This is a genomic window from Paenibacillus sp. BGI2013 (genome assembly GCF_002843485.1).
In the GTDB taxonomy this organism is placed as follows: domain Bacteria; phylum Bacillota; class Bacilli; order Paenibacillales; family Paenibacillaceae; genus Paenibacillus; species Paenibacillus amylolyticus.
In genome coordinates, this window is the sequence record NZ_PJFA01000003.1 from 263,787 (window position 1) to 289,298 (window position 25,512).

The window sequence follows — 25,512 nt, forward strand, 5'->3', positions numbered from 1 at the left end:
ACTAGGATTTAAGTGATAATGAGAATCGATATCAAATACTCGATGTTCTGGATCGAATTAACGGAGGTATTTTTAATATGAATCAGCAGTTGGAACTTTATGATGTAACCATTATCGGCGGTGGCCCTGCGGGCATGTACTCTGCCTTTTATAGCGGCATGCGAGATATGAAGACCAAGTTGATTGAGGCACGTGACAGATTGGGAGGTCGCATGCTCTTTTATCCGGAGAAAATGATCTGGGATGTCGGGGGTGTTACGCCAATTCTGTGTGAAGATCTGATCAAACAATTGGAAGAACAGGCACGAACTTTTGAGCCAACCCTCGTATTTGAACAACAGATCGAAGGATTCGAGCGTCAACCTGATGGCACGATTCTGTTAACTTCTGCAACAGGTGAGCAACACTGGACACGTACCGTCATTATGGCAATCGGATATGGTATATATAAAATGGCCAAGCTGGAGCTTGAAGGTGCAGACCGTTACGAGGTTAGCAATCTGCACTATACCGTGCAAGAACTGGAGCCATTCCGCGGTAAACGTGTGCTAATCTCGGGTGGAGGCGACTCTGCTGTGGACTGGGCGAATGAACTGGAAGCACTGGCAGAGCAAGTTACGGTTGTGCATCGTCGTGACCGCTTTGGCGGGTTGGAGCGTAATGTACTGCGTATGAGAGAATCCTCTGTAGATGTCCGTACACCTTACGCGGTAGAGACCTTGCATAGTATGAGTGGTGATGTGATTGAACAGGTGACCATCTCACACGTGGACACAGGTGAAACTGAACTGCTTGAAGTCGATGCTGTCATTGTAAACCACGGCATGAAGAGTGACTTTGGTCCAATACGGGATTGGGGACTTGATCTTGGTGAATGGCATGTCACTACAACAGAGAGATTGCAAACCAATATTCCCGGCGTGTTTGGCGCAGGCGATTTTGTAGATTATGGTAGCAAACTGTACCTGATTGCGGGTACTTTCACAGATGCAGCCCTAGCGGTAAACAGTGCGAAGCTTTACATGGACCCTGAAGCGGAGAAAGTGGCTTATGTTTCTTCCCATAACAGTCGCTTTAAGGAGAAAAATAAAGCCCTTGGTGTTGTAGAAGAATAAAGGTCTTCGATCGGTTATATTAAGATGACTTCGGGTTCATTCCGAAGTCATCTTTTTTGCATAAAATGGGTAATAAGAAGGCATAATGGCACAAGATAGAACACGCTTAGAATTGAACATGAACCACCAAATGTCTATAATAAGCCTGAGAAACTGTAGAATAACAACTATATAAATTGAAATAATAATTTACACGATAACGGAGAGGACAGAAAAAATCTGAAAAAGCGAAGCGGTCGCCTTTATCACCGGATTTTCCCTTAAGAAAAAGGGAATCGAAAAAATCTGGGGATAACAGCGATTGGAAGATTGTTCTGTCATCGTAGTATCAGTGTAAATAAACTTTATTTCAACTTATATAGATACAATAACTAGATTAGAGTGGAGTGCAGCGTATGAAAAAGGGATCACAGCCACAACGAGGTTTCACCTTCATCCAGCGGTGGTTCAAACGATCTGATAAAAAAAAGATCAAATGGTCTGAAATGTATCTCGCACTGGCTGGCGCGCTTCATCGCTTGTTGGTTGAAGGGCGGCGTGAACGTTCTGCAGCCAAACGGCTGCATCAGGACTTGCCAATTAACGTGTTGGGCGAGATGAAGCTAGAGCCAGGGGATATTGTGTACACGCCAAGCTCGGAATCGACGTATTACGCCGGGCATATGGGCATTATCGGTCTCGACGGCAAGGTGTATCATGTGCACCCTTATGGGCCTGTATTTGCTGATTCATTAGAGTGGTATCTGACGCGATTTTATGAAGGAGATCGTTTTATTGTATTCCGTTCCAGATTGAATGAGGCAGGAATGAAAGCAGCCGGGTGGGTACACGACCATTACAAGCAGGTAAAATTCTACCGTTTGCAGACCAATCTGCGCAGTATTGAGCGCAATTACTGCTCCAAGTTTATATATCAGGCTTATCAGTTCACATCGGGACTGGATCTGTGGAGCCGCAAATTTACCCGAATGAATCAGGGTTATATCTATCCATTTCGAATTGAGCGCTCATCAGAGCTGGACGTTCTGGGAACTTTTTATAAATAAGGATGGAACCGACTAAAATACTGTTCTTCGTAAAATAAGGAGAGCAGGTTCTGTCGGTTTTTTTTATATGTGTAGAGATTAAAAACAGGAAAAACGCTCAAAACGTCGAATAGATTATGAGATAGGCACGCACAACTTGGAATCGTATACATAAAAAAAGACGAGATGATTTTTAGCCCAGAGTAAAAAAATGACTACGAAGTAGACGAACAAGAAAGAGTGAAGCGAGATGAAATGGCCGGGTTTCTTACAACGATTCCGACCGAACAAAAACGTGGTTAAGCTATCGGATTATATCCCAAAAAAGGAAAGGAGGCACTACTGTTCCATATGCAAGAAAAACGTTAAATCGGTCGTGCATTATGCCGCGCCACAGGGAAATGTTTCAGGTGTATGCAGTTCTTGTAAGTCTTTGGCGGATGAACGTGGAATGTTTCCCATTTAATAAGAAGAGATGCGCTCAGGAAATAAGATTTTTTTGATTTATGCGCGTTTTTGTAGTACATTAGCAAATGTATTCGAAGGAGGATTCTAATGTACTCAGGTAGACAAGACGATACTTTATACATCATGACCTACACCTTAAACAGCGGTATCAAGGGTACGGTTCCACTGTCTAATAAGCAGATTATTGAGTGGCTGGATTGCTACAGAAATGAGAAGCGCTTCGTGACCGAAATCGGCAAGGAGTTTTTTGGATTGAATGCAGGATTGGTAGCAGACTTCAAGGTTCAGAATCATTTATCGGATTATCAGCAGACCATTATGCCTACACAGCAGCAGGATAACCTGGAACGCTTGTCCAGTGCTTATAAATCAACCGAGTTATTAATGAAGATTGATTGTAAATGTGGCACGGCTTATGTGACGGAATCCCCATACAAGCGCACAAAATGGTACTGTACAAAGTGTAAAGAGATTGTATTTTTGGATGCCAAAAAAGGAATGGTGGAAACGTCGCGTGGTGACGCTTACTACATGACCAACAAATATTTTGTTTCCCGTGACTAGCGGGAAGTGACTCTGGAAGCATCGCTGCGAAGCGGTGCTTTTTTGTGCGAATGTTTGCTCTATAACAAAAAAAGCCCCAAGGGGCCTTTTTGGAAAATATCTAAGATCGATCTTTTAGGAATTATGATGAGCATTCAACTTTGTGAGGAGGAATGAAGCAGCAACGACAGCGTGGCTCGTAAGCTTCTGAATCGCCAATCATGACAACCGGACCCAAGGTAACAGGCTCCCCATTGACGATACGTTGCGTAAAGGCTGCATCTGGGCTGCCACATACCGCACAGAAAGCCGAGAGTTTCTCAATGTCATCTGCCATGGCAAGCAAACCACCGACATATCCGAATTCCTTACCACGGTAATCCATATTAAGTCCGTCCACAATGACATGTTTGCCACAATACGCTAACTCCGAGACAAGTTCCATAATGGCACTGCTGAAAAATTGTACTTCATCAAATGCAACAACATCAGCATCTATGGTTTGGTTCAAGATCATTTCTACGGATTCCGGGGTTAATTGCCGGGGAATGGAATGGGCAGGGAGTCGATAACCAATTCGGCTTACGATCTCGTCCTGGGCAAATCGATTATCCTCGGCTGGTTTGTAGGCCACAACCTTTTTACGGCCAAATTGTATTAATTTCTGACAACGGCGAATGAGTTCACCGGATTTTTCACTGAACATGGGTCCAGTAATTACGGTAATACGTCCTGTTTGCACGGTGCTGCTACTCCTCTCACATACGGGATTCAACAAAAAAAGCGACCTTTACAGAGTACCACAAAATCTTTGGAAAGAGCCAGAACTAATCTGCGCAGCTTTGTGTTACTATATGGAATGTTAAGGTATTGGTTACGGCAGCTAGTTAACAGGAGTTGTGAAAAGAGGTGTTTTAGTATGAGTGAAGCATTATCATCACTTCAAGAGCGATATGAAAGCCTGAAAGAACAGGGATCTCTAGATGAAGCGGCGCAGGTGTTATTTGCAGAACTGTTCGCAGAAGCGGAGAGACTGCAGGCAAGTAACCTTACCTTGCGTAGAACGATCTTGAAGTCTTCTTCCAAAGAATCACGTATGTCTACCAAACTGCGGGATGCCTTATACGAATGACCCGGAGATTACTCCGGGTCCTCTTCTGTCTTTAATTTGCGAGGGAACAGAATACCTGCTGTAATTCTGGCAATCATGGCAAAGGTGAGACCAATGCCTGCAAACATGTAGATTACGGTAAAGGCTTTGCTGAATCCGGTGGTTGGCACAAAGTCAGGATGTCCCACCGTAGTCAAGGTAACCGCACAGAAGTATAACGCATCGATCCAGTGCAGACCTTCAACACGAGTGTAAAATAAAGTGCCTGATAGCAACGTTGCTGCCGTTAACGCGAACAGAGCCAGAAACTTAGGGTCTTTGAACGCATGGAAAATGCCTTTGAGCAATCGTTGTAACGTGATTAGAAATGATACCATGATGATCCATCCTGTCTATGTAAAGTAGGCGGTGTGTTGTATAAACACACAAAAAGCCCGGACTCATGGAGTCCTTCCGGGCGTCTCTGCTTTTTCGGGTACACTTTTGGACCGGAAACGGGGACCTACATAATTACGCTTGCGGTCACGGAACAAGATCCAGCCTCCCAGAAAACTCATACCTGCGGCAAAAAGGACAAGTCCACCGCCAAAGGAAAGCCACTGGAATCCTGGTGAAATCAGTTCGTTCCCGTGCTCGGCATAATATAGGAACAGGGCATCTTTCATCATCAGAAAACCCTTCATTGCCATTAACCCGGGGATGACCAGAACAACAATTGCCAAAAATCGCGCAAAGACCAATCTTGTATTCATGAGCATTATACCCTTTCTGCCAAAGTCGACATTAAATAAAGGTTACGCTTACAGATCATACCTGATTCCATCATAGCTTGGAATGCATAGGCTGTCCATGTGTGATTGGTTCAAACTTTGAGTTGACCGCTCAAGGAGAGTACAATGGCATATAGAGGGTATAAGCCAAACCATGATTTAAGCCATCATAAATTATATTGAAATTTGATTCATAGAGGAGAGCATGAGAGATGCCAATTACATGTGATGTTGCAATTCTTGGAGGAGGAACCGGTGGATATGTAGCCGCGATCCGGGCTGCACAGCTGGGAAAACAGGTTGTTATCATTGAGAAGGACAAGCTTGGCGGTACCTGTCTGCATCGTGGCTGTATTCCGAGTAAGGCTTTGCTGAAAAGTGCGGAAGTATACGCCGAAATCCAGGAGAGCGAGACGTATGGTATCGAGACAGCTGGAGCTACACTTGTATTTCCCAAAGTACAGGCGCGCAAGGATGCAATTGTCGAACAGCTCCATCAGGGCGTTCAATATTTGATGAAAAAAAATAAAATCCAGGTTGTACACGCGAAAGGTCGCGTCATCGGACCATCCATCTTCTCACCGCAGAGCGGAGCAGTCGCTGTGGAGTTTGAAGATGGCGAGATGGATACGGTAGTTCCAACCAATCTCATCATTGCCACTGGTTCGCGTCCACGTGTGTTGCCGGACCTGGAACCGGACGGCAAATTCATAATGAGCAGCGACGAAGCACTGCGTATGGATGAACTTCCTGCATCACTCATCATTGTTGGTGGGGGTGTGATTGGATTGGAGTGGGCATCCATGCTGAATGACTTTGGCGTAGACATCACAGTAGTAGAAGCAGCTGCTCACGTGTTGCCTGCCGAGGATGAGGATGTTGCCAGAGAAATGCAGCGATTGCTTGGCAAACGAGGTGTCCGTTTCCTGACAGGTGCCACCGTTCTAACCGAAACATATAACACGGATCAAGAGGGCATTGAGATTGATGTGCAGCTTGGTGAAGATAAGCAGGAAACGCTAAGAGCGGAGAAAATGCTCGTGTCGGTTGGACGTCAGGCTAATGTCGAAAATATCGGACTCGAAAATACAGATATCAAACTGGAGCGTGGGTTCATCGCTGTGAACAAACAGTTACAGACCGGTGAAGGTCACATCTACGCCATTGGTGACTGCATCGGCGGTTTGCAGCTTGCACATGCCGCAAGTCATGAAGGCATTCTCGCTGTCGATCATCTGGCGGGCAAAACGGTACATGCCGTAGAATCCCACCGTATCCCGCGCTGTGTGTACACACGTCCGGAAGCAGCAAGCATCGGATTCACCGAGCGTGAAGCCAAAGAACGTGGCTATGACATTAAAACAGGCAAGTTCCCGTTTTCGGCCATTGGCAAATCGCTTATTCACGGAAGTCGGGATGGATTCGTGAAGGTGATCGCAGATGCCAAGACGAATGATATATTGGGGGTACATATGATTGGCACCCATGTGACGGAATTAATCGCTGAGGCTTCTCTGGCTCAGATGCTGGATGCCACACCTTGGGAAGTCGGACAAACCATTCATCCGCACCCTTCTCTGTCGGAAATTATGGGTGAAGCCATGTTGGCGGTCGATGGAAAGGCCATTGGAATGTAAGCCAAACAAGCTTATGAGAAAGGTCCTTTCCTTTTTTGGGTAAAAGGGATTATAATAAGGTTAAGCCAAGTCTTAGTACCAGGTTATAAGATCGGGTAGTAAGAGTGGCACAGGCTCTGATTAAAAGGAGGTACCTCATATGAGTTCACAAGGTACTGCAGACGCGGTCCACCGGCATCAACAGCTGGGACTTAGCGATGGTGAAGTATTGGATATGTACAAATACATGCTGCTCGCGCGCAAGTTTGACGAGCGTTGCTTGCTCTTGCAACGGGCTGGCAAAATTAACTTTCACGTATCCGGTGTAGGACAGGAAGCTGCGCAAGTAGGTGCTGCTTTTGGTCTGGATCGGGATCACGATTATTATTTACCTTATTACCGCGATTACGGTTTTGTACTGGCGGTAGGCATGACTCCGCGTGAGTTGATGTTGTCTGCTTTTGCGAAGGCAGAAGATCCGAATAGTGGCGGTCGGCAAATGCCCGGTCACTTCGGTCACAAAAAGCTGCGGATTGTGACGGGTTCCAGCCCGGTTACAACACAGGTTCCGCACGCTGTTGGATTTGCACTGGCTGCCAAAATGAAGAAGCAAGAATTTGTTTCTTTTGTTACGTTTGGCGAAGGATCAAGCAATCAGGGTGACTTCCATGAGGGAGCCAACTTTGCAGGTGTGCATAAATTGCCTGTCATTATTATGTGTGAGAACAATCAATATGCAATTTCGGTACCGATTCACAAACAGTTGAGCGGCAAAATATCCGATCGAGCACAAGGATACGGGTTCCCCGGACTTCGTGTAGATGGTAACGATGCATTAGAAGTATATGCTGCAGTGAAGGAAGCGCGTCGCCGTGCCATAGCCGGAGAAGGCCCGACACTGATTGAAGCGATGATGTATCGGTTGTCACCTCACTCCACCTCCGATAATGATCTGGCTTACCGGACCAAAGAGGAAGTTGAGGAGAACTGGAAGAAAGATGGCGTTCCTCGTATGAAGAACTACTTGATCGATTGCGGCATCTGGGACGAAGCCCGGGATGCGGATCTGGCTTCCCAGCTTGCGCTGGAAATGAAAGAAGCAACTGAATATGCAGACAACGCGCCATATCCTAAACCTGAGGACACTCTGACGCACGTTTATGCGGACAGCGAAGAAGGGGGACGGTAAGTATGGCAGTGATGGAATATATTGATGCAATCCGTCTCGCGATGAAAGAAGAGATGGAACGGGATGAAAATGTGTTTATCCTTGGTGAAGACGTAGGTCTCAAAGGTGGTGTGTTTACCACAACTAAAGGGCTGCAAGATCAGTTTGGCGAAATGCGAGTGATGGACACACCATTGTCTGAATCTGCTATTGCAGGTGTTGCGATTGGTGCAGCGATGTATGGCATGAAGCCGATTGCCGAGATGCAATATTCGGACTTCATGTTGCCGGCAACCAACCAGATCATTAGTGAAGCGGCGAAGATTCGCTATCGTTCCAACAATGACTGGAGCTGTCCGATTGTTATCCGTGCGCCGATTGGTGGCGGGATCTTCGGTGGGTTGTATCACTCCCAATGTCCGGAATCGATTTTCTTTGGTACACCTGGTCTGAAAATTATAGCTCCCTACTCGGCATACGATGCTAAGGGACTGCTCAAGGCCGCTATTCGCGACCCGGACCCGGTACTCTTTTTTGAAAATAAAAAATGCTACAAACTTATCAAGGAAGATGTGCCTGAAGATGATTACATCGTTCCGATTGGTAAGGCCAATGTACTTCGTGAGGGTGCGGATATTACGGTGATCGGTTACAGCCAGCCGCTGCATTTTGTTATGCAGGCTGCTGAGGAGCTGGAGCGTGAAGAAGGCATTACAGCACACGTTCTGGATCTGCGCACATTGCAACCGTTGGATCGTGAAGCGATTATTGCTTCCGCTCGTCTGACAGGCAAAGTGCTGATCGTACACGAAGATAACAAAACGGGTGGTGTAGGTGCCGAAGTTGCCGCGATTATTAGTGAGGAATGTCTATTTGAACTGGATGCACCGATTCAGCGTCTCTGCGGACCTGATGTGCCGGCCATGCCAATTAGCCCAACATTGGAGAAATTCTACATGCTGAGCAAGGACAAAGCCAAAGCAGCAATGCGTACACTTGCCGAGTTTTAATTTCGTTTTTTGGATCGTTTAAAAGTAAAGTTTGGAGTGATAATCAAATGGCTGAACGTATGAAATGGATCGAGGTCATTATGCCGCAATTGGCGGAATCGCTGGTCTCGGCTACCATAGGCAAATGGTTGAAAAAACCGGGCGACCGTGTGGAACAGTACGAGCCGATCTGTGAAGTAATCACTGATAAAGTTAATGCCGAGATTCCATCCACTGTGGATGGAATTATGGGTGACCTTTTGGTGGAAGAGGGCACAACGATTGCTGTTGGTGAAGCAATCTGCCGCATGCAGGTCGCAGCTTCTGACGAAGAAGCGGCTGAGCAAGTAACACAAGTATCGCAGCAACAGGAGCAAGTGCAGCAACATGCGAGCCCCACTCCTCTTGCCGCGTCAAATACAGCAGGACATGATCCGAACCAGCCGATGCGTAATCGGTATTCCCCGGCAGTGCAATCCTTGGCAGCAGAGCATGGCTTGAACTTGCAAAGTATCCAAGGCACAGGTGCCGGTGGTCGTATTACCCGCAAAGATGTGCTGACATTTGTTGCACAAGGAGGTAACGCGGCTGGATCGTCTGCACAAGCATCATCTCTTGCAGCACAGCATGCGCCTTCTGGTGTGCCGTCTGCTTCTCCATTCAGCGGAGTGAATCGTGGAAATGGAGAAATGGGTTTAACCGCTGGAGAAGCGATCTCAGCGTCTGATGCAGGTGTTCCTGTGAGACATTCAGGCATTCATCTAACCGAAAGTCCGAAAATTCCACAGATCGAAGTGGAAGGTGGCGGCCAGGGAAGATCGGAGTATTTCATCGATGTTACCCCTGTGCGTAATGCCATTGCCCGGAATATGCGTCAAAGCGTATCGGAAATCCCGCATGCATGGACGATGATCGAAGTGGATGTAACCAATCTTGTGATGCTGCGCAATAAACTCAAGGATGAGTTCAAGCGTAAGGAGGGCATCAATCTGACATATCTGTCCTTCATGATGAAGGGAGTCGTTAACGCGATTAAAGACTACCCAATCATGAACTCGGTATGGGCAGTGGACAAAATTATCGTCAAACGGGACATTAACCTGTCCATGGCGGTAGGAACCGAAGATTCTGTACTTACACCCGTAATCAAACATGCCGATCAGCGAAATATTGCAGGTCTGGCCCGTGAAGTCGATGAGCTAGCTCGTAAAACACGTGAAGGTACGTTGAAGCTGGACCATATGCAAGGTGGTACGTTCACGGTGAACAACACCGGTTCATTTGGTTCGATCCTGTCCCAGCCAATCATTAACTACCCGCAGGCAGCCATTCTTACATTCGAGTCGATTGTCAAGAAACCAGTGGTTATTAATGATATGATCGCTGTTCGCTCGATGGCTAACCTGTGTCTGTCGCTGGATCACCGAATCCTGGATGGGGTAATCAGCGGACGTTTCTTGCAACGTGTCAAAGAAAACCTTGAAGGATATACCATGGAGACCAAGGTGTATTAAGTAAATAGTTGTCGGGAAAGTGTATGTGCCGGAGGCCGTGCACTTTTCCTGCTGTCTACGGACAGGGGCTCAATTGTACACTGAACCTGAAGCAGAAGGGTGTGGGGAATCATGAGCAAGCTGCTGGATGTTGCATACATACCAATGCTTGATTATGAAGAGGCTTGGAACCGCCAGAAAGCGATTGTGCAGCGATTGGACGAGGGCGAGGGAGCGGAGCAGATGTTACTTTTACAGCACCCGCCAACGTATACGATCGGCTCACAAAATCATCCGGAGCATCTGCTTCTCAGTCCGGAAGAGTTGCGTGAGCAAGGGATTTCTTTGTTTCAAATTGACCGTGGCGGTGATATTACTTATCATGGCCCGGGCCAGTTGGTAGGTTACCCGTTATTGATTCTTGGTCGGGATGAAGACCTGGATCTGCACGGCTATCTACGGAAACTTGAGCAGGTGCTTATGGATTATCTCGCAGACCAGGGCATTGAAGCTGGACGCAAAGAGGGTTACACGGGTGTGTGGATTGGTGATATGAAGATTGCTGCAATCGGCATCAAGTTTAATCGTTGCAAACACCGCCGCGGTTTTGTGACCAGTCACGGGTTTGCTTTTAACATCAGCTCAGGCATTCAACATGCAGGTTTTCAGGGGATTGTTCCTTGTGGGATTGAACAGTATGGCGTTACCTCACTGGAGGATATAACGGGCAAGTCCTATGCGGTGGAGCAAGTAGCGCAGGAGATTGTTCCGTACTTTAATCGTATTTTTCAATATCAAATTAATTGGGTCACGGAAAAAGAAGCCCTTCAACGTCTGTAAACAGGTCGTCGAAAGGCTTTAGGTTGCTATCCAAACAGCAACGGTTCGAGAGCTATGAAAAGGGTGGACCCGATCATGGCGATCAGCATGAGATAGATGATGATTTTGAACCATTTCTTTTTTTGCATGATGAGAGAACTCCTTTCAACATAAAGTGTATGTTCAAAAAGACTGGTTTTCAGTACCAAGAAGATGGGATGAAGCTAGAAATGGAGTAGCGGAGCGTAGGGAAAACTATGTGAGCAACCACAATGTTTCCAAAGGAAACATACTTCGTAAGCCTCCCGCTTATTTCGGCTGAATTCCATATTCGATGCTGATGATGCCGCCAGGCATCCTTCGTAATCAAAAGCAGACTTTTTGAACAACCTCATAAAATAAACAAGCCATAGTAATTGTATTGTACCGTATCTACGAGAGGGAGGAAAGTCCTATGATTAAACAACAACGTGTTATCGATCAGTTCATGGAACTGGTGCAGATTGATAGTGAAACGAAAAATGAACAGAACATCTCGAAGGTGTTAAAAGAACAGTTTGCAGAGCTTGGTCTTCATGTCTATGAGGATGATACCATGGAGCAAACCGGACATGGCGCCGGAAACCTCGTCATTACCTGGGAAGCCGAAGGAACTGAAGGGGTTGCACCGATCTTTTTCACATGTCATATGGACACCGTGACGCCGGGACAGGGAATCAAGCCTGAACTGGGTGAAGATGGCTGGATCCGCAGTGATGGAACAACGATCCTGGGAGCAGATGACAAAGCAGGGATTGCGGCATTGTTTGAAGCGATTCGTGTGATCCAGGAAAACAAGATTCCACATGGTAAAATTCAATTTGTCATTACGGTCGGCGAAGAGTCTGGACTGGTGGGTGCACGTGCCATGAATCCGAAGGATATCGATGCCGAGTTCGGTTATGCGCTGGATTCTAATGGAGCTGTAGGCACGATCTGTGTTGCTGCTCCAGCGAGAGCTGAAATTCAAATGAGCATCTATGGTAAGTCTGCCCATGCTGGCGTGAATCCGGAAGACGGGATCAGCGCCATTCAGGTTGCCGCAAAAGCAATTGCAGCGATGACACTGGGCAGAATTGATGACGAGACAACAGCAAACATTGGAAAATTCCAGGGTGGGTCAGCACTCAATGTGGTATGTGACTTTGTACAGCTTGAAGCGGAAGCTCGCAGTATTGTGCAGGAGAAAGTTGAATTGCAGGTTGCACAGATGCGTGACGCGTTGGAAACGACTTGTCGCAAATACGGTGCAACAGCTGAATTCAGAAGTGAGATCCTTTACCCTGCATTTGGCTTCCATGATGAACACGAAGTTGTACAACTTGCACAGCGTGCCATCCGCAGTATTGGGCTGGAGACAAGTACGTTTGCTTCCGGTGGTGGCAGTGATGCCAATATCTTTAACGGATTCGACCTTCCAACAGTGAACTTGGCGGTAGGGTATGAGGATATTCATACAACCAAAGAACGTATTCGTGCCGAAGACATTGTGAAGTTATCCCAGGTAGTCGTAGCTATTATTCAGGAAACGGCAGCTGACAAGAAATAATATAGAGCACATGTTACCTCACATGTTGTTAGACAAAAGTCCGAACCCGGTCTATCTGTATCGGATTCGGACTTTTTGTGAATTCATGTTATATTTCAAGTGAGAAGACTCGTTAATTTAGGATCAAATTGAAACAATGGATCGATTACCCATTCATTTGCGTCCAGCGAGGAGATCGATTAACTTGGCATCCGGGCCCCACTCGCGTAACCATTGTTTGAGTATGAGCTGTACTTGCCGTGCTTGTCCTACCACGTGTAAGGATTGAGGCGTCATATAACTATTCATTGAAAGTCCCCCTGATTCGTTTATATTTGCTGTGAGAGTTCTATACGCTCACCATATGCCCAAAATAAGAGATATATACATTAACCGAATATATAATCCTACGATATGGAGTTGAAGAACCAATGAAACCAAATCAATCTGCCCAATCCATCCACGCGGCGCAACCTGCCAATCCAAAACTAGATGAAGTGACCGTATCCACTAAGCCAATCTTCGAGGGCAAAGTGATTTCACTTCAAGTCGATACCGTTAAACTACCGAATGGCCAGACGGCTACACGTGAGATAATCCGGCACCCTGGAGCGGTAGCTGTACTCGCTCTGAATGGGGATCGCATGCTTGTTGTGGATCAGTATCGTCAGGCAATGGGACGCACCGAAGTGGAGATTCCTGCGGGAAAACTGGACCCGGGAGAAGAGCCGGAAGTTGCCGCAGCACGTGAATTGCGAGAAGAGACGGGATATGTAGCCAAGTCGCTGCGTCATTTGCGTTCGTTTTACACGTCACCGGGGTTCGCAGATGAGATCATTCATCTTTACATCGCTGAAGAGTTGGAAGCAGGGGACATGGCGCTGGACGAAGATGAATTCCTTGAAGTTGCCGAAATAACTCTGGAGGAAGCTTATGCGCTTATGGACGAGAACCGGATTAGCGATGCCAAAACGATGATGGCCGTGTACGCGTGGGACCTTTACAGAACGACAGGACGGTTCTAAGGATGCAAGATCAACTGGAAACGTCCACGATGTGGGAGCCCTGTTATACAGACCTGCATATCCACATCGGACGAACCTCACGTGGGGAGGCCGTGAAAATCAGCGGCAGTCGTGATCTGACATTTGAGAATATTGCCCGGGAAGCATCGGATCGCAAAGGAATTCATTTACTTGGTGTTATTGATTGTCATTCTCCGGTTGTACAGACGGATATTGAGCAATTGCTGGAGAGTGGCACCATGTCCGAGATTGAGGGCGGCGGTATTGCCTACCAGGACACGACCATTCTGCTGGGTACAGAGATTGAGTTGCGCGAGCCTGGAATGCGTGAGTTCCATATGCTGGCGTACTTCCGTGATTTGAAAACGATGAAGTCCTTCACGGACTGGATGAAACGTTATATGAAAAATGTGAATCTCAGTTCTCAGCGGGTCTACGTGCCCGCTCTTGAGATGCAGACGGAGATTAAGGCCCGTGGTGGACTTATTGTTCCTGCACATGTATTTACACCGCATAAAGGCATCTATGGCAGTACGGCGTCCCGTATGGGCGATGTACTGGATACCCGTCTCGTGGATGCGGTAGAGCTGGGGTTAAGCTCGGACTCATCCATGGCCAGTTATATTCGGGAGTTGGATCATGTACCGTTTCTGACCAATTCGGATGCTCATTCGCTCGGTAAGATTGGACGGGAGTATAACGAGCTGCAAGTTGCTGCCCCTTCTTTTGATGAATTCCGTATGGCACTTCAAGGAGAAGCCGGCAGGAAAATTGCGGCCAATTATGGACTGAATCCAAGGCTGGGCAAATATCATCGTACCTACTGTGCAGCATGTGGCAGCATTATGGATGAGCAAGCGATGTCAGCAGAGCGCTGTCCGCACTGTGGCAGTCTGAAGCTGGTGCAGGGGGTGCTGGATCGCATCCTGGCGATCTCTGATCGAGAGAATCCTCATGTTCCTGCAAACAGACCAGCCTATCATTATCAGGTGCCACTGGAGTTCATCCCGGGACTTGGCAAAGCCAAACTGCGCCAGCTACTGGACCATTTTGGTACAGAAATGAACGTACTTCATCGCACGCGTGAGGAAGAGCTTGCTGCGGTTGTTGGACCTGTGCTGGCAGGCTTGATTGTGGCTGCACGGAACGGACAACTGGAGCTGTCCTCCGGAGGTGGCGGTACGTACGGAAAGGTTGCTGTTCAGGAAAAAGCCTCGGAGTGACCGGTGTAAATAATCTTTAGTTCAACTCATATAGCTTTCGCTATACAGAGGTCCAATCTGGACAAGAAGTCATACAGGTGCATTCCGGTTCATAAGAATGACTATGAGGATGTAAATGAAAATCCTTGCAGCATGATACCGGAAAGGGGACTCGTACCTGTATGCGCTCTTCCTACTTTACATTTAAAGGTCAGACTTCGTTATATGTATTCGTGGCCGTCTTGTTTCTGGTCGGCGTCATTTTTGGCGCGCTCATGGTGAACGCATTGTCTCTCGAGCAACGTCAGGATCTGGAGGGTTATCTCGGTAATTTCTTCATGACCGTGCAGCACAGTGCACAAGTGACTGAGACCGGGGCATATTGGGACATTGCCATGCTCCATCTGAAATGGGTGGGTCTGATCTTTATTCTGGGTTTATCCGTCGTTGGACTACCCGGTATACTGGTTCTGGATTTTTTGAAAGGTGTGCTCATTGGATTCACAGTGGGGTACCTTGTTGGACAGTATTCCTGGAAAGGGCTACTGTTTGCACTGGTGTCCGTGGCACCGCATAATCTATTTGTCATTCCGATCCTCCTGATCTGCAGTGTAGCGGCGATGACGTTCTCGTTATACATCATTCGTAATCGTGTTTTGATGCAGCGAACACCTGGTCGACAAAGGCCTTTTGCTTCATATATAGTGTTAACTTTGGTTATGGCTGCATTGCTGCTCGGCGTGGCGTCTTTTGAAACATGGGTTACACCTGCAATGATGCGTTGGGTCACGCCAATGTTACTACCGGCCTAACGTGCACCGTATAGTGTAAAATGTTGACTTTAATTACGCACTCCCCCTATAATGAAAAGAGTGGGTTAAGTTGCAGTGTGCAGTGATTTCCTAGGGGGAGGGAGAAAATGGAAGCACGGATTGATAAAATTAAGCAGCAACTACAGTCCCAAGGATATAAATTAACGCCCCAGCGGGAAGCCACCTTAAGAGTACTTCTTGAGAATGAAGAAGATCATCTGAGCGCAGAAGATGTATTCATGCTCGTTAAAGAAAAGGCTCCCGAAATCGGTCTGGCAACCGTGTACCGTACCCTCGAACTGCTGAGTGAGCTGCATGTTGTAGAGAAAATCAACTTCGGCGACGGTGTAGCGCGTTATGATCTGCGCGGAGATACATCCAAGCATCACCATCATCACTTAATCTGTGTTCAATGCGGAAGTATGGATGAAATACGTGAAGACTGGCTTGGACCGCTTGAAGAGCGTTTGGAGCGGGAATTCAACTTTTCGGTAGTAGATCACCGACTGGACTTTCATGGAATTTGTTATCGTTGCAAAGCTAAAAATGAACAGAAACCCAAAGATGAAGAATAACATAGCATATCTTCAAGCTCTCACCGGCGGTTTTGACGGGAGAGCTTTTTTGGCACCGGACATGATCTGGAGTTTCCCCCGAATGGCATAAACCTGTGTTTATGGACATACCCTGATTCAAGGACAATACCGGATTCGAATCAGGAGGGGACGCGCCCATGATTATATCAGTGCGGAGAGGGCTCCGTTTTATTCGATTTATTATATTTTTTGCTGCATTAGTTTATCTGTTCTATCATGTTCTGGATCTGTTTAATGGCTGGATCTCACCTGTGGATCAGTATCAGATGCCGACTGGCAATGCAATCAAAGTATTTCAGGAAACGGATTGGCCGGGTAATGGAGAAGGACGTCCTACGATGGCAGAGCGTCTCCGTTTGTTCTATTGGTACGGGGAGTAGCTTCAAACAGCCAGGGATGCAAATACGGGAGCAGTCTGCCAGAGCGGCAGATCTGTCAGTTGAGGAGCGTTGTACATGAAACAGACGATACACGCCTACGCCTTATACTTGGAAGATGATAAAGGGATGTCGAGCAGCACGCTTGAATCGTATCTCCGAGACGTGGACAAGTTCATTGAATTTGCAGATAAGGAATATGGCATACGCGAAGCCGACCAGGTCAGACGTACACATGTCGTCCTGTTTGCAGGTCAGCTCAAACAGGCAGGACGTGCCAATGCAACCATTGCCCGCAGCATCGTATCTCTGCGCTCCTACTTTCATTTTTTGATGCGACGGGGTGATATTATACAGGACCCTACGTTTGATGTGGAAGCTCCCAAGGCGGACAAGACGCCACCACAGGTGTTAAGTATCCAAGAGATCGAACAACTGCTGACAGCGCCTGATACTCGTTCACCGCAGGGTGTGAGAGATCGAGCGATGCTTGAACTGTTATATGCTACAGGCATTAGGGTCTCGGAACTGATTGCCCTTGACATTCGGGATGTACAGCCAGGGATGCGCTTTATACGATGCGGTGGGGCGGGCAAGGAACGTATCCTTCCCATCGGTGCACCAGCTGCACATTGGGCAAGTGTATATGTGGAGGAATTCCGCAACAAGTTGCTCAAAACCGATTCGGCCGAGCAGGCACTATTCGTGAATGTATCTGGCAGACGTTTAACCCGGCAGGGCTTCTGGAAGCTGCTCAAAAAAGCGGCGGTGGATGCGGGAATCTCGGAAGAAATTACGCCGCATACCCTTCGTCATTCGTTTGCAGCACACCTGATTGCCAATGGGGCGGATACACGTGCGGTTCAAGACATGCTGGGTCACGTGGAGCAGCCTGGACAACAATATGGCAATCATGGTCGCAAAACCATGAAAGAAATCTATGAAACCCATCATCCGAGGGCAAGATAGATTTTGACGCATGGCATTCACAAATAAATGCGGAACATTGGGCCGATTTAGGATAAAATAAATTGAATACATCCAAACGCCGTTATACATAAGACGGATCGTTTCAACTCAAGGAGGAACATACATCGCATGACAGCATTAAACCAACAAATGATTTCGGAAGCAGCATCTTATATTCAAAGCAAAAGCTCCATCAAGCCGGAAGTAGGTTTGATTTTGGGTTCAGGTCTTGGCGTACTGGCAGAACTGATTGAAGATGGCGTAAGTATTGCTTATCAGGATGTTCCGCATTTTCCAGTGTCCACAGTAGAAGGACATGAAGGTGAACTATTGGTCGGAACCATTAAAGGTCGTCCAGTCGTGATGATGAAAGGCCGTTTCCATATGTACGAAGGATATGGTCCGGAATTGACAGCTTTCCCGGTACGGGTTATGAAAGAACTGGGTGTAAGCAGCCTGCTTGTAACCAATGCTGCAGGCGGCGTGAATACGTCGTATGAAGCTGGAGACTTGATGCTGATCTCGGATCACTTGAATCTCACAGGCAAAAATCCACTGATCGGACCAAATGACGCTGCACTGGGCGTGCGTTTCCCGGATCTGTCCGAAGCATATAGCCGCCGTTTGCGTGCGCTGGCGAAGGATACGGCTGCATCACAAGGTTTTAACGTACGTGAAGGGGTATACGCAGGTATGCTCGGTCCGAACTATGAGACACCTGCAGAGATCAGAATGCTGCGTACACTGGGCGCAGACGCAGTGGGCATGTCCACTGTATCTGAAGTGATTGTGGCACGCCACGCGGGCCTGGAAGTACTCGGTATTTCCTGTATCAGCAACATGGCTGCCGGAATTCTGGACCAGCCACTGTCACATGATGAGGTTATGGAGACGACGGAACGTGTGCGTGAGTCGTTCCTGGCGCTGGTAGTGGCAGTTATTCCACAAATGTAAGCAAGATTTGAGTAGATAAGGTTACCTCTTTGGATGAGAAATCATAGGGGGGTAACCTTTTTTTGTTGTGTTGAACGTACGGTTACTCATTCCTTGAGTGCAGTGCGTTTTTTTTGGCTATGACCACATTTTCAATAAAAGTTCGGGAAATCATGCTTTACATGGAATAATTTACTGGAAACGGGCCGACAATGATTAGCAGTACATGCATGGAACATGCAGTAAGCAAGTCATTTGAGGAGGTAACCTTGTGAAGAAAAGAATAATGGCATCGTTCATGACCCTTTGTATCCTGCTGTCCCTTATGGCATCAACAGCATTGGCTGAAGAAACACCGAAGGCAGCGGGAGGAACTGATCTGGCCCCGTCGGCGCGCTCTGCGATCTTAATGGATGCAGACACGGGAACGGTCATTTATGAGAAAAACAGTCATGATCAGCTGCCTCCAGCGAGCATTACAAAGATTATGACCATGCTGCTTACAATCGAAGCGATCGACTCGGGTAAGCTGAAGCTGACCGACAAAGTAAGAACAAGCGAGTATGCAGCTTCCATGGGCGGTTCGCAGATCTTCCTGGAGCCTGGGGAAGAAATGACGGTAGATGATATGTTAAAAGGGATCGCGATGGCTTCGGGCAATGATGCCTCGGTAGCGATGGCTGAGAAGATCGCTGGCTCGGAAGAAGCCTTTGTACAGCTGATGAATGAGCGTGCGAAGGAGCTTGGCATGAAGGATACTCATTTTGCCAACTGTAACGGCCTGCCGGTCGATAATCATTATTCTTCCGCCCATGACATTGCCGTCATGAGCCGTGAACTGTTGAAGCATTCCGGGATTACGAAGTACACCGGTGCATATCAGGATTACCTTCGCAAAGATACGGAAAAGCCATTCTGGCTGGTGAATACAAACAAGCTGGTTCGTTTTTATGAAGGGGCAGATGGTTTGAAAACAGGTTACACATCCGAAGCGAAATTCTGCTTGTCCGCAACAGCGTCCAAAGATGGACTGCGTGTCGTTTCCGTGGTACTCGGTGAACCAAATACCAAAACACGGAACAGTGAAGTGTCTTCGATGTTTGACTATGCGTTTAGTCAATATACGATGAAGGCGCTCTACAAGGCAGGGGATCTGCTGGGTAGTCTGAAGATCGAAAAAGGTGAAGTTGCCGAATTGCCTCTGAATGCCACGCAAAATTATAGTGTGCTGATGCGCAAAGGAGCCAAATCCAACGACATCCGGCATGAATTGCTGGTTGCCAAAGAATTGAAAGCTCCGATCAAAGCCGGGCAAAGTATAGGTAAACTGGTGGTTTACCAGGGCAACGACGTCATTAAGGAGTTCGAAATTCAGGCTCCGCAGGATGTGAATAAGGCTGGCTGGTGGAAGCTGTTCAAGCGGACAACGTCCAACCTGTTTGACTAAACGGCGATTTCTGCGAGTTGCACGTATCCTTCGAACATATTTTGTAGTTAAATAGGGGTTTTCTTCTAGTTTTGTCGGGGGGCAGGAAAAGCCTTCGGAAGCGTAGAAATCCTTGTTCTAAGACAGGGAGGAGAGTGAGCAAACGTGAACTTGCATGTGGAAATGGAACACCATCGCGGGATTCTGATTGTACGATTATCCGGGGAGCTGGATCACCATACAGCTGACATGGTACGGATGCAAATGGATGAAGCCATCCAGCGGAGACAAAGCGAGCATCTCGTACTCAGCCTGAAAGATCTGCAATTTATGGACAGTTCAGGTCTGGGTGTCATTTTGGGAAGATACAAGCTCATTAAGAATAAAGGTGGCAAGATGGTGGTCTGTGACGTCAATTCGCCAGTGTACCGTTTGCTGGAAATGTCGGGTCTGTTCAAGATTATGCCGATATACGAAAATGAGGGAACTGCTCTCTCAGGTCTGGAGGTCGTCTCATGAATGAAGGAACAGGGACAAATTTCATGAATCTGCAATTCGCGGCCAAGTCAGAGAATGAGTCGTTTGCACGGGTAACCGTTGCTGCGTTTATCTCCCAGCTTGATCCAACGATGGACGAGCTCAGTGACCTGAAGACGGTCATTTCGGAAGCCGTGACCAACAGCATCATCCACGGATACAACAACAACTCCGAAGGTGTTGTGTCTATCCAGGCCGAGATTCGGGAAGACATGATTACAATCATCGTGGAAGACCGCGGTGAAGGAATCGAAGATCTTGAACTCGCCAAGCAGCCGCTATATACGTCCAAACCCGAACTTGAGCGGTCGGGCATGGGCTTCACCATTATGGAAAACTTTATGGATGAATTCGAAGTCAGCAGTGAGCCCGGCAGAGGCACCTCCATCAAGATGAAAAAAAGGATTGAATCCAAGAAAGCATTGTATAATTAGGGGTTGGTGTTCTTATGGATGCTGAAGTGAAACCATCTTCACAGACCTATTTGGACGATGCCGAGGTCAAACGGCTGATTGCGCTCAGTCAGTCGGGTGACCATGTCTCACGGGATACGCTGGTGAACTGCAACATCAGACTCGTCTGGTCCGTCGTACAGCGTTTTATGAACAGGGGATATGATCCGGAAGATCTGTTCCAGATTGGTTGTATCGGTCTGCTCAAGTCAGTGGACAAATTCGATCTCAGTTATGACGTGAAGTTCTCAACCTACGCGGTACCGATGATCATCGGAGAAATCCAGCGATTCCTGCGGGATGACGGTACCCTGAAGGTCAGTCGTTCACTGAAAGAGATGGCGAATAAAGTCCGCAAAAAAAGGGACGAACTGTCCAAACATCTGGATCGTTTACCAACGATTAAGGAAGTTGCCGCAGAGCTGGGGGTAACTCCGGAGGAAGTTGTATTTGCCCAGGAAGCGAACAAACCACCGACCTCCATCCATGAGACCGTATTTGAGAATGACGGTGATCCCATCACGTTAATGGATCAGATTGCCGACGAGTCTCAGGAACGTTGGTTTGACAAGCTGGCTCTGAACGAAGCCATCGGTGGTCTCAGCGAGCGGGAGCGATTAATCGTTTATCTTCGGTATTACCGAGATCAGACCCAGTCCGAGGTTGCCAGCAGGCTGGGAATATCTCAGGTGCAGGTATCACGTCTGGAGAAAAAAATACTGCAATCCATCCGCGACCAGATCGCGCAGTGATTTCATGGGTTGCACCAACAGTATTGGCGTTTATACACCAATATACAACAACTAACAACCTTCTATCGCGCATTATGGCGAGGGAGGTTATTTGTTGTTAATACGGGGAGATCCCGAACGATTGGACTGCATGACCAGCATCATGCCAAGAATACATGCCATACCAATCCATTGATAGAAGCCAAAAGGTTCATGGAGCCATATGACGGTTGTTCCAACAGCAGCAAGCGGCTCTGCGCTCCCAAGCAAGCTAGTTTCCTTGGGTGTAAGACTTTTGAGACTCGCAATATAAAACCAAAAAGCAATCATGGTTCCAAAAAGGATCGTAAATATCAAATAACCGTAGGTTTCGAGCGTGATGCTAGCAAAATTCATTTTCCAAGGCGGGTGAATAAAACTCATTCCCAAACCAGCGATGATCATAGCCCAGCCAACCACAACAAGTGAATCGAATTTTTTAATTAGTTGCACGGCATACAGCGTATAAAATGCAGCTGAAACCCCGGATAATATGCCCCACATCACTGCGAGCCAGGAGACAGATAACTGCGTGAGTGAGCCGTTCGTCAGTAGGAGAAAACACCCACCGAGAGCCAGAACGGCGCATGCAAGGTCATTGCGTGTAAGGACAGACTGCTTACGGAGTGCGATGTAAATCATGATCATGACAGGGGACAGGTACTGTAGGAGTGTAGCCACCGCTGAATTGCCGTGTTTAATGGATGCCATGTACGTATACTGAACGGCAAGCATGCCCACCAATCCAAAAATGATCAACTGCCCAGCGGTTTTTTTATTTCTCCATACATCAAAAATCTGAAATCTTCCATTTGTAAACGATTGAATAACCAGTAATAGTAACCCAGCAATCAACAATCGTACAGTGACATACCAATTGACCTCAATTCCATCCAGCTGAAACAATTTTTGAGATACCGTCCCCCCAATGCCCCAGCAGATGGCTCCCGTCAGAACGAGCACGATGCCTGAAATTTTGGATTTTGCAGAAGTTGTCATTCTTGTTCGCCTCACCTTAAATATAAGAATAGTGTTATATTAAAGAGAAATACGATACATTTATATCAATATTACACTTAAAAATATAACTATATTGAGATGAGGGCCATGCAGAAGATCGAATTTATCATTGATCAACATTTGAAAGAAATGACGCAACACCGTACCGATACATTATCTATAGCCTGTTATGAGACAACCATTGTTAAAAATGTTCACGGACATATTCCTCTCCACTGGCATGATGAATTGCAGTTTGTTGCCGTTCTTCAGGGTAAGGCGTTGTTCCATATCAACGATCAAAAGATGATTTTGTCCAAAGGTGACGGGGTTTTTATCAACAGTGGAATAATGCATATGGCCGAAGATCACGGGGTGAGCGAGAACTGCATTTATTTATGTCTGAATTTGTCCCCACATGTTATCATGCCTTCGGATTTGTATATAAAGTACGTACATCCATATGTAACAGCAACTAATTTGCCTTTTCTGTATATCGAAAGAGCTAACGCTTGGGGAGAACAGATCCTGGATGTTATTTCACGGATTAGAAAAGAGTTAGTGCACCAAGTTCCTTTTTACGAAGTGAATGTTGCTTCTGCGGTGCTTAATATGTGGAAACTGCTGATTATGAACGGATATTCTCTTGAACATGATCCATCAGAGATGAGCAGAAACAACCGAATGAAAGACATGTTGCAATGGATTAATCTCAATTATGCCGATCCAATTAAGCTTGAAGATATTGCAAAGGCCGGACAGTTAAGTCGATCGGAGACTTGCCGTTATTTCAAGCAAATCCTGAAAACCACACCCATGCAATATGTGATCGAGTACCGCATCCAAAGAAGCATTGAACTATTGCAATCCTCCAAGCGTAGCATCACCGAAATTGCCTATGAGGTCGGTTTTAACAGCACGAGTTATTACATTAACCAATTCCGCAAAACAATGAATTCAACCCCTTTACGATTTAGAAGGGAATTGAACAAAAGAGAAAAAGAACATAATTCTTGAGTTATTGTATATGATCCGTGACCTATCTACCAATACCGAAGAGTCGCCCATACGGCGACTTTTTTTGATATGTAACAAAATGCTCCGCACTCGGTTGCGCCTCAAGTCGGTCAAAAGGAGCGAAACGTGCATCATTGTCTCCAATTTTCTACACAGTTGTATTCTAAGACGCATGCAGAAGACAAACTCCAACGTCATAGAATTTTGAGCCAAATAACCCCCAAAAGCTCTTCTTTTAATTCCCTTCTGCCACCTCCCCAGCATATTTATTTCAAACGTTTGGAAACGGGAGGACGATGGGCAGCGGAGGGATGGAATCGGTCAAAAGGAGCGAAGCGTGAGGGCTCACCTAAGGATACATAAGCAACGCAGGCGGCAGATTAGACCTGAAGAAGCGAAGCGTTCGCCTTTGTCTCCAAATTTCTAACACTTAGAAATCAATAAAAAGAATTTGGAGACAACAGCGATCAGAAGGTTGGTCTGCCGTCGTAGTGTCTGCGTGTATCCTCCCCCCGAGCAACAGTGACCAATGACCGATCCATCCCGCAGCGCCAACTCAGCCTTCCACCTTTTTTCCAACCCGTTTGTAATAAATTTGCACATTCTTCAAATACTAACCTAAATTACGCAGTAAAGGAGTGCTATGGATGTCCCAGACACCCACTCCAATGGTCTATATTCGTCTGCGCAGCCGTATTCGCATCCAGAGGGGCAGAGCAGTCAAGCTTGGAGACATTGCACATGTACTGACCTCTTCAGAAGACCAAGAGGGCAGGCTATTGGAGCTTGAACTGCTAAGCCCTGGACCAGAGGATGGCAATCTGATCCTCATTGATATATTGCAGATTATTCCCCAAATTCGGCACATCTTGCCGGAGGTAAGTGTGGAACTGATAGGATCAGGCCATACGTTGGTTGAAGTCATTGCGGGAAATGGTCAACCTTCCAAGTCTCTGTTCATATTGGTTTGGCTGCTGCTGTTCTTCGGATCGGCCTTAACCATTATGAATTTTCATGCCGATGTGAACATGCAGGAAGTACAGATTCGAATTGTGGAGATGCTCACTGGGCATCGGGACGAACATCCCTATCTGTTCCAAGTGGCGTATTCTATTGGTATTGGATTCGGAATGGCAGTATTTTTTAATCATTTGTTTAAGAAAAAATGGAATGAGGAACCTACCCCGCTGGAAGTAGAGATGTTCCTATACCAGCAAAATGTAGATAAATATGTGGTGATTGAAGAAAGTGAACGGATGCACGAGCAGGAACGCAGGGAGATGAATGCGGATGAGCGTTCTTAATGGAGCAATCAGCATTGTATTGGGTATTGCAGGGGGGATTGCCGTAGGGAGCGGCGTAATTGCGCTCATTCTGGTGCTCGATATGATTCCCAGGTTGGCTCAACTTACGCAATCGTATGACAAAACTCACTGGTACGAAGGGGCGCTAATTGGTGGTTCACTGCTCGGGACGGTGGCGGACTTCTGGCATTGGAAAATGCATGGGGTGCTGCTGCTCAGCCCGATCGTTGGTTTGTTCTGTGGCGTGTTCATCGGTCTGCTCGCCGCAGCGCTCACTGAGGTACTCAATGTACTGCCCGTGCTAGCCAAACGATTGGGCATGAAACCTTATTTATTTGGATTACTGCTCGCCATGATTTTGGGCAAAATGACAGGTTCCCTGTTTGATTTTTTCATATATCAGCGGTAA

At 46.9% G+C, this 25,512-nt stretch carries 30 protein-coding genes; 24 read left to right on the forward strand and 6 right to left on the reverse strand.

The window, feature by feature from the left end:
• Positions 1-77 precede the first annotated feature (77 nt).
• The 3 genes from CXK86_RS08530 to CXK86_RS08540 all read left to right on the forward strand — a co-directional run bounded on the left by CXK86_RS08530 (position 78) and on the right by CXK86_RS08540 (position 3,172).
• Positions 78-1,115, forward strand: coding sequence for an NAD(P)/FAD-dependent oxidoreductase (locus tag CXK86_RS08530; protein ID WP_047843595.1), 1,038 nt, complete (start codon positions 78-80; stop codon positions 1,113-1,115).
• A gap of 395 nt (positions 1,116-1,510) precedes the next feature.
• Complete coding sequence (locus CXK86_RS08535) at positions 1,511-2,161, forward strand: hypothetical protein (protein WP_036672336.1); 651 nt, start codon at positions 1,511-1,513, stop codon at positions 2,159-2,161.
• 534 nt (positions 2,162-2,695) lie between these two features.
• The gene (locus CXK86_RS08540) at positions 2,696-3,172 is read left to right on the forward strand and encodes a hypothetical protein (RefSeq protein ID WP_017687614.1); all 477 of its coding nucleotides are present in this window, start codon (positions 2,696-2,698) and stop codon (positions 3,170-3,172) included.
• A 121-nt stretch (positions 3,173-3,293) separates the two neighbouring features.
• On the opposite strand, the gene CXK86_RS08545 is transcribed toward CXK86_RS08540, so the two are convergent.
• Positions 3,294-3,893: a thymidine kinase gene (locus CXK86_RS08545; RefSeq protein ID WP_017687615.1), complete on the reverse strand. Its 600-nt coding sequence runs from the start codon at positions 3,891-3,893 to the stop codon at positions 3,294-3,296.
• A 177-nt stretch (positions 3,894-4,070) separates the two neighbouring features.
• On the opposite strand from CXK86_RS08545, the gene CXK86_RS08550 reads away from it, so the two are divergent.
• Complete coding sequence (locus CXK86_RS08550; protein WP_076251114.1) at positions 4,071-4,283, forward strand: hypothetical protein; 213 nt, start codon at positions 4,071-4,073, stop codon at positions 4,281-4,283.
• Between the two features lie 8 nt (positions 4,284-4,291).
• Here the strand turns inward: CXK86_RS08550 and CXK86_RS08555 are convergent, their stop codons facing one another.
• Positions 4,292-4,639, reverse strand: coding sequence for a potassium channel family protein (locus CXK86_RS08555; protein ID WP_076251116.1), 348 nt, complete (start codon positions 4,637-4,639; stop codon positions 4,292-4,294).
• 63 nt (positions 4,640-4,702) lie between these two features.
• On the reverse strand, positions 4,703-5,020 hold the full coding sequence (locus CXK86_RS08560; RefSeq protein ID WP_017687618.1) for a DUF2627 domain-containing protein: 318 nt from the start codon (positions 5,018-5,020) through the stop codon (positions 4,703-4,705).
• Positions 5,021-5,244: 224 nt separating this feature from the next.
• Between CXK86_RS08560 and lpdA the strand changes: the two genes are divergently transcribed.
• From lpdA to lipB, 5 genes are all read left to right on the forward strand, one after another.
• Complete coding sequence (gene lpdA / locus CXK86_RS08565) at positions 5,245-6,669, forward strand: dihydrolipoyl dehydrogenase (RefSeq protein ID WP_076251118.1); 1,425 nt, start codon at positions 5,245-5,247, stop codon at positions 6,667-6,669.
• 139 nt (positions 6,670-6,808) lie between these two features.
• Positions 6,809-7,837 carry a thiamine pyrophosphate-dependent dehydrogenase E1 component subunit alpha gene (locus tag CXK86_RS08570; protein ID WP_017687620.1) on the forward strand — a complete coding sequence of 343 codons (1,029 nt, stop codon included), beginning with the start codon at positions 6,809-6,811 and terminating at the stop codon, positions 7,835-7,837.
• Between the two features lie 2 nt (positions 7,838-7,839).
• On the forward strand, positions 7,840-8,826 hold the full coding sequence (locus tag CXK86_RS08575) for an alpha-ketoacid dehydrogenase subunit beta (RefSeq protein WP_017687621.1): 987 nt from the start codon (positions 7,840-7,842) through the stop codon (positions 8,824-8,826).
• 47 nt (positions 8,827-8,873) lie between these two features.
• Positions 8,874-10,319, forward strand: a complete 1,446-nt coding sequence (locus tag CXK86_RS08580) for a dihydrolipoamide acetyltransferase family protein (protein ID WP_076251120.1) — start codon at positions 8,874-8,876, stop codon at positions 10,317-10,319.
• Positions 10,320-10,430: 111 nt separating this feature from the next.
• Complete coding sequence (lipB, locus tag CXK86_RS08585) at positions 10,431-11,138, forward strand: lipoyl(octanoyl) transferase LipB (protein WP_076251122.1); 708 nt, start codon at positions 10,431-10,433, stop codon at positions 11,136-11,138.
• Positions 11,139-11,164: 26 nt separating this feature from the next.
• On the opposite strand, the gene prli42 is transcribed toward lipB, so the two are convergent.
• Entirely contained in the window at positions 11,165-11,266 is a 102-nt protein-coding gene (gene prli42, locus CXK86_RS08590; protein WP_017687624.1) for a stressosome-associated protein Prli42, read from the reverse strand.
• Positions 11,267-11,571: 305 nt separating this feature from the next.
• On the opposite strand from prli42, the gene CXK86_RS08595 reads away from it, so the two are divergent.
• On the forward strand, positions 11,572-12,705 hold the full coding sequence (locus CXK86_RS08595) for a M20/M25/M40 family metallo-hydrolase (protein WP_036607871.1): 1,134 nt from the start codon (positions 11,572-11,574) through the stop codon (positions 12,703-12,705).
• A gap of 153 nt (positions 12,706-12,858) precedes the next feature.
• On the opposite strand, the gene CXK86_RS08600 is transcribed toward CXK86_RS08595, so the two are convergent.
• Positions 12,859-12,993 (reverse strand): Z-ring formation inhibitor MciZ, encoded by a 135-nt coding sequence (locus CXK86_RS08600; protein ID WP_100527202.1) that lies wholly within the window; start codon positions 12,991-12,993, stop codon positions 12,859-12,861.
• Between the two features lie 122 nt (positions 12,994-13,115).
• Here CXK86_RS08600 and CXK86_RS08605 point away from each other — a divergent pair, with 122 nt between their 5' ends.
• From CXK86_RS08605 to sigF, 11 genes are all read left to right on the forward strand, one after another.
• The gene (locus tag CXK86_RS08605; protein ID WP_051447058.1) at positions 13,116-13,709 is read left to right on the forward strand and encodes an NUDIX domain-containing protein; all 594 of its coding nucleotides are present in this window, start codon (positions 13,116-13,118) and stop codon (positions 13,707-13,709) included.
• Positions 13,710-13,711: 2 nt separating this feature from the next.
• Positions 13,712-14,932, forward strand: coding sequence for an endonuclease Q family protein (locus tag CXK86_RS08610; RefSeq protein ID WP_076251124.1), 1,221 nt, complete (start codon positions 13,712-13,714; stop codon positions 14,930-14,932).
• Between the two features lie 161 nt (positions 14,933-15,093).
• Positions 15,094-15,723 carry a stage II sporulation protein M gene (gene spoIIM, locus CXK86_RS08615; RefSeq protein ID WP_017687629.1) on the forward strand — a complete coding sequence of 210 codons (630 nt, stop codon included), beginning with the start codon at positions 15,094-15,096 and terminating at the stop codon, positions 15,721-15,723.
• Between the two features lie 107 nt (positions 15,724-15,830).
• The gene (gene fur / locus CXK86_RS08620; protein WP_036607866.1) at positions 15,831-16,298 is read left to right on the forward strand and encodes a ferric iron uptake transcriptional regulator; all 468 of its coding nucleotides are present in this window, start codon (positions 15,831-15,833) and stop codon (positions 16,296-16,298) included.
• Positions 16,299-16,456: 158 nt separating this feature from the next.
• A complete protein-coding gene (locus CXK86_RS08625) occupies positions 16,457-16,699 on the forward strand; it encodes a DUF4227 family protein (protein WP_017687632.1) in 243 nt (80 codons plus the stop codon).
• A 75-nt stretch (positions 16,700-16,774) separates the two neighbouring features.
• Positions 16,775-17,665: a tyrosine recombinase gene (locus tag CXK86_RS08630; RefSeq protein ID WP_076251126.1), complete on the forward strand. Its 891-nt coding sequence runs from the start codon at positions 16,775-16,777 to the stop codon at positions 17,663-17,665.
• A gap of 129 nt (positions 17,666-17,794) precedes the next feature.
• Entirely contained in the window at positions 17,795-18,619 is an 825-nt protein-coding gene (locus CXK86_RS08635; RefSeq protein WP_076251128.1) for a purine-nucleoside phosphorylase, read from the forward strand.
• A gap of 304 nt (positions 18,620-18,923) precedes the next feature.
• The gene (locus CXK86_RS08640; RefSeq protein ID WP_256720020.1) at positions 18,924-20,045 is read left to right on the forward strand and encodes a D-alanyl-D-alanine carboxypeptidase family protein; all 1,122 of its coding nucleotides are present in this window, start codon (positions 18,924-18,926) and stop codon (positions 20,043-20,045) included.
• A gap of 144 nt (positions 20,046-20,189) precedes the next feature.
• Positions 20,190-20,543 (forward strand): anti-sigma F factor antagonist, encoded by a 354-nt coding sequence (gene spoIIAA / locus CXK86_RS08645; protein WP_017687636.1) that lies wholly within the window; start codon positions 20,190-20,192, stop codon positions 20,541-20,543.
• On the forward strand, positions 20,540-20,995 hold the full coding sequence (gene spoIIAB / locus CXK86_RS08650) for an anti-sigma F factor (protein WP_036672324.1): 456 nt from the start codon (positions 20,540-20,542) through the stop codon (positions 20,993-20,995). The genes spoIIAA and spoIIAB overlap by 4 nt, the downstream gene beginning before the upstream one ends.
• Positions 20,996-21,009: 14 nt before the next feature.
• Complete coding sequence (sigF, locus tag CXK86_RS08655; RefSeq protein ID WP_036607856.1) at positions 21,010-21,765, forward strand: RNA polymerase sporulation sigma factor SigF; 756 nt, start codon at positions 21,010-21,012, stop codon at positions 21,763-21,765.
• A gap of 87 nt (positions 21,766-21,852) precedes the next feature.
• Here the strand turns inward: sigF and CXK86_RS08660 are convergent, their stop codons facing one another.
• Positions 21,853-22,782, reverse strand: a complete 930-nt coding sequence (locus CXK86_RS08660; RefSeq protein ID WP_076251132.1) for a DMT family transporter — start codon at positions 22,780-22,782, stop codon at positions 21,853-21,855.
• 108 nt (positions 22,783-22,890) lie between these two features.
• Here CXK86_RS08660 and CXK86_RS08665 point away from each other — a divergent pair, with 108 nt between their 5' ends.
• The 3 genes from CXK86_RS08665 (at position 22,891) to CXK86_RS08675 (ending at position 25,512) form a co-directional block, all read left to right on the forward strand.
• On the forward strand, positions 22,891-23,799 hold the full coding sequence (locus CXK86_RS08665; protein WP_076251134.1) for an AraC family transcriptional regulator: 909 nt from the start codon (positions 22,891-22,893) through the stop codon (positions 23,797-23,799).
• Between the two features lie 647 nt (positions 23,800-24,446).
• Positions 24,447-25,103, forward strand: a complete 657-nt coding sequence (locus CXK86_RS08670; protein WP_017687642.1) for a stage V sporulation protein AA — start codon at positions 24,447-24,449, stop codon at positions 25,101-25,103.
• Entirely contained in the window at positions 25,084-25,512 is a 429-nt protein-coding gene (locus CXK86_RS08675) for a stage V sporulation protein AB (protein WP_026080996.1), read from the forward strand. Before CXK86_RS08670 ends, CXK86_RS08675 begins: the two co-directional genes overlap by 20 nt.

Bases quoted from the DNA above. Each gene is read 5' to 3' on its own strand.
- sigF (WP_036607856.1), top strand. From the start codon at position 21,010: ATGGATGCTGAAGTGAAACCATCTTCACAGACCTATTTGGACGATGCC.
- CXK86_RS08535 (WP_036672336.1), top strand. From the start codon at position 1,511: ATGAAAAAGGGATCACAGCCACAACGAGGTTTCACCTTCATCCAGCGG.
- CXK86_RS08560 (WP_017687618.1), bottom strand. From the start codon at position 5,020: ATGCTCATGAATACAAGATTGGTCTTTGCGCGATTTTTGGCAATTGTT.
- lpdA (WP_076251118.1), top strand. From the start codon at position 5,245: ATGCCAATTACATGTGATGTTGCAATTCTTGGAGGAGGAACCGGTGGA.
- CXK86_RS08640 (WP_256720020.1), top strand. From the start codon at position 18,924: ATGGCATCAACAGCATTGGCTGAAGAAACACCGAAGGCAGCGGGAGGA.
- spoIIAB (WP_036672324.1), top strand. From the start codon at position 20,540: ATGAATGAAGGAACAGGGACAAATTTCATGAATCTGCAATTCGCGGCC.
- CXK86_RS08550 (WP_076251114.1), top strand. From the start codon at position 4,071: ATGAGTGAAGCATTATCATCACTTCAAGAGCGATATGAAAGCCTGAAA.
- CXK86_RS08625 (WP_017687632.1), top strand. From the start codon at position 16,457: ATGATTATATCAGTGCGGAGAGGGCTCCGTTTTATTCGATTTATTATA.
- CXK86_RS08600 (WP_100527202.1), bottom strand. From the start codon at position 12,993: ATGAATAGTTATATGACGCCTCAATCCTTACACGTGGTAGGACAAGCA.
- CXK86_RS08605 (WP_051447058.1), top strand. From the start codon at position 13,116: ATGAAACCAAATCAATCTGCCCAATCCATCCACGCGGCGCAACCTGCC.
- CXK86_RS08530 (WP_047843595.1), top strand. From the start codon at position 78: ATGAATCAGCAGTTGGAACTTTATGATGTAACCATTATCGGCGGTGGC.
- CXK86_RS08675 (WP_026080996.1), top strand. From the start codon at position 25,084: ATGCGGATGAGCGTTCTTAATGGAGCAATCAGCATTGTATTGGGTATT.
- CXK86_RS08580 (WP_076251120.1), top strand. From the start codon at position 8,874: ATGGCTGAACGTATGAAATGGATCGAGGTCATTATGCCGCAATTGGCG.
- CXK86_RS08555 (WP_076251116.1), bottom strand. From the start codon at position 4,639: ATGGTATCATTTCTAATCACGTTACAACGATTGCTCAAAGGCATTTTC.
- CXK86_RS08660 (WP_076251132.1), bottom strand. From the start codon at position 22,782: ATGACAACTTCTGCAAAATCCAAAATTTCAGGCATCGTGCTCGTTCTG.
- lipB (WP_076251122.1), top strand. From the start codon at position 10,431: ATGAGCAAGCTGCTGGATGTTGCATACATACCAATGCTTGATTATGAA.
- CXK86_RS08665 (WP_076251134.1), top strand. From the start codon at position 22,891: ATGCAGAAGATCGAATTTATCATTGATCAACATTTGAAAGAAATGACG.
- CXK86_RS08595 (WP_036607871.1), top strand. From the start codon at position 11,572: ATGATTAAACAACAACGTGTTATCGATCAGTTCATGGAACTGGTGCAG.
- CXK86_RS08670 (WP_017687642.1), top strand. From the start codon at position 24,447: ATGTCCCAGACACCCACTCCAATGGTCTATATTCGTCTGCGCAGCCGT.
- CXK86_RS08540 (WP_017687614.1), top strand. From the start codon at position 2,696: ATGTACTCAGGTAGACAAGACGATACTTTATACATCATGACCTACACC.
- CXK86_RS08610 (WP_076251124.1), top strand. From the start codon at position 13,712: ATGCAAGATCAACTGGAAACGTCCACGATGTGGGAGCCCTGTTATACA.
- prli42 (WP_017687624.1), bottom strand. From the start codon at position 11,266: ATGCAAAAAAAGAAATGGTTCAAAATCATCATCTATCTCATGCTGATC.
- CXK86_RS08635 (WP_076251128.1), top strand. From the start codon at position 17,795: ATGACAGCATTAAACCAACAAATGATTTCGGAAGCAGCATCTTATATT.
- CXK86_RS08570 (WP_017687620.1), top strand. From the start codon at position 6,809: ATGAGTTCACAAGGTACTGCAGACGCGGTCCACCGGCATCAACAGCTG.
- CXK86_RS08630 (WP_076251126.1), top strand. From the start codon at position 16,775: ATGAAACAGACGATACACGCCTACGCCTTATACTTGGAAGATGATAAA.
- CXK86_RS08575 (WP_017687621.1), top strand. From the start codon at position 7,840: ATGGCAGTGATGGAATATATTGATGCAATCCGTCTCGCGATGAAAGAA.
- fur (WP_036607866.1), top strand. From the start codon at position 15,831: ATGGAAGCACGGATTGATAAAATTAAGCAGCAACTACAGTCCCAAGGA.
- spoIIM (WP_017687629.1), top strand. From the start codon at position 15,094: ATGCGCTCTTCCTACTTTACATTTAAAGGTCAGACTTCGTTATATGTA.